Source organism: Streptomyces sp. NH27 (assembly GCF_056859195.1).
In genome coordinates this window covers 1-2,646 of record NZ_JACEGK010000754.1, presented here as the reverse complement: position 1 = coordinate 2,646, position 2,646 = coordinate 1, and the positions used below count along the sequence as shown (strand labels likewise).

Here is a 2,646-nt window from a genome sequence, read left to right as displayed (position 1 = left end):
GCGTCCTTCCCCACCAAGTCCTCGTCGTCAAAAGGGATGAAAATCCCCCCGGTCATCCCCGGCAGCCCCGCCACCTCGTCACCGGCCTGCAGCCGCCCGTCGCCCAGCCCGCCGCCCCACCACTCCGGCTCCCCTTCGCCACGCGACCGCGGCGTGTCCCGGCGGGAGGCCGGCTCCTCGTCACGCGACTTCGGCACCGCCGCCCTGCGCGGCTTCGCGTACGGCCCGTACGAACCCGGCGCGGGCTCCCCGACCGGCGGCTCACCAGCACCAGCACCAGCACCGGAGGCGGTAGCGGCAGCGGAGGCCGCAGCGGACCTGCCCGTCCTCCGGGAGCCCGCCGCCGCATCGACGACCTCGCCAGGGTTGCCGAGCTGTCCCAGGATGCGTTGCACCGCCGCCGCGTTGTCCCCGTCCCCGCCGCCCCTGGCCTGCTCGATGTCCGACCGCAACTGCGCCACCAACCGCATCCGGTCCGCCGCGGGAAGCGCGGTCTGCGCCAGGTCACCGACCCGGCTCAGGTAGTCGAACACCAGCCGGTCGCTCTCCACGCCCACCGCCGGGCTCCTTCCGCCGTCCGCCGCACACGCCGCCCGCCACGACGACCGTACCCGTCCCCTTCAGTCCATGCGGCTAATGTGGGACGGATGGATACGGCAGAGCCGCGCACCCTCGCGGAGGACCTGCGCGCACGTGACGACGACGCGCTGGCCCGCCTCCTGCGTGCCCGGCCCGACCTGCTCGCCCCGGTCCCCAACGACCTGACCCAGCTCGCGACCCGCGCCGCCACCCGCGCGTCCGTGTTGCGCGCGCTGGACCAGGTCGACGCGTTCACCCGCCAGGTCGCGGAGGCGCTCGCGGTGACCGCCGACCCGTGCCCGTACGACGCGCTACGCGCGCTGATGGCCGGCGCGGACCGGGCCGACGGCGCCGCCCCGCTCGGCAAGCCGCTGCCCGCCGACCTCGCCGGGGCGGTCACGGCCGCCCTGCCCGGCGCGGTGGAGCAGTTGCGCACCCGGGGCGTGCTCTGGGGCGGCGAGGACCGGCTGCGGCTGGTGCGCGCGGCCCGCGACGTGCTGGCGCCGTCGCCCGCGGTGGCGTCCGCGACCGGGCTCGGCCCATCCGTCGGCGAGGCCACCGCGGGCATGTCGCCCGCCCGGCTCCAGGAGATCGTGGCCGACGTGGGCCTGCCGGCCACCCACGACCCGGTGAGCGCGACCCGCGCGCTGGCCGAACTCTTCGCCGATCCGGCCGGGTTGGGCCCGCTGCTCGACTCCGCGCCCGAAGGCGTCCGCACCGTGCTCGACCGGCTGGTGTGGGGGCCGCCGTACGGCGAGGTGCGGGACGCGACCGCGCCGGTGCGGGCGAAGGACGCCACGACGGCCGTGCAGTGGCTGCTCGCCCGCGGCCTGCTGCTGCCCGCCGGCCCGCACAACGTCGCACTGCCCCGCGAGGCGGCCCTCGCACTGCGCGGCGGCCGCGCGCACCGCTCCCCGCAGCCGTCGCCGCCGCCGATCCCGCCCGTGCCGCGCACCCCGCGCACCGTCGACCTCACCGCGGCCGGCCAGGCGCTGACCGCGGTGCGCACCGTCGCCGAACTGCTCGCCGCGTGGGAGACCGGCGGGCCGGCCGTGCTGCGGGCCGGCGGGATCAGCGTGCGCGACCTCAAGCGGACCGCGGCGGCCCTCGACCTGCCCGAGCCGCAGGCCGCCTTCTGGCTCGAACTCTCCTACGCCGCAGGGCTGGTGGCCGCGGACGGCGAGGTCGATGAGGTGTACGCACCGACGCCCGCGGCCGACGGATGGGCCCAACTCCCCCCGCACCGGCAGTGGTCGGCGCTGGCCGCCGCCTGGCTGACCGCGACCCGCACCGCCGGGCTGGTCGGCAGCCGGGACCCGAAGGGCCGGGCGCTGGCCGCGCTCGGGCCCGACCTGGACCGCCCGCTCGCGCCCCAAGTACGGCGTGCCGCAATCGACTTGCTCGCCGATGCGGCGCCCGGCACGGCCGCGGACCGGGACGCGCTGCTGGCCCGGCTGCGCTGGGACCGCCCGCTGCGGCCGGGCGCCGACGCGCTGCGTACGAACCTGCTCGACTGGACCCTCCAGGACGCCGAGGCGCTGGGCGTCACCGGCCGCGGCGCGCTCGCCGCGCACGCCCGGCCGCTGCTGGCCGGCGACCCGGACGCGGCGGCCACCGCGCTCGCCCCGCTGCTGCCCGAGCCGCTCGACCACGTGCTGCTCCAGGCCGACCTCACCGCCGTCGCCCCCGGCCCGCTGGTCGCCCCGCTCGCCGAGATGCTGGGCATGCTGGCCGACATCGAGTCCAAGGGCGGCGCCACGGTCTACCGCTTCACCCCCGAGTCGGTGCGGCGCGCCCTGGACGCGGGCCGCAGCGCCGCCGAGTTGCAGTCCTTCCTGACCACCCACTCCCGTACGCCCGTGCCGCAGCCGCTGAGTTACCTCATCGACGACGTGGCGCGCCGGCACGGCACGCTGCGGGTCGGCGCGGCCGCCGCGTACCTGCGCTGCGACGACGACGCCGTGCTCACCGAACTCCTCGCCGACCGCCGGGCGAACGGCCTCGGCCTGCGCCGGCTGGCCCCGACCGTGCTGGCCGCGCAGGCCGACCCGGCCACCCTCCTGGAGC

At 77.9% G+C, this 2,646-nt stretch carries 1 protein-coding gene and 1 pseudogene; one reads left to right on the top strand and one right to left on the bottom strand.

Annotated elements, in window-relative coordinates; genetic code table 11:
* Nucleotides 1-557, bottom strand: a pseudogene (locus AC13HU_RS35375) (hypothetical protein); the annotation flags it as partial.
* A 90-nt stretch (nucleotides 558-647) separates the two neighbouring features.
* Here AC13HU_RS35375 and AC13HU_RS35370 point away from each other — a divergent pair.
* Nucleotides 648-2,646 (top strand): helicase-associated domain-containing protein (locus AC13HU_RS35370; protein ID WP_483046097.1); only part of this gene is annotated, 1,999 nt, incomplete at its 3' end.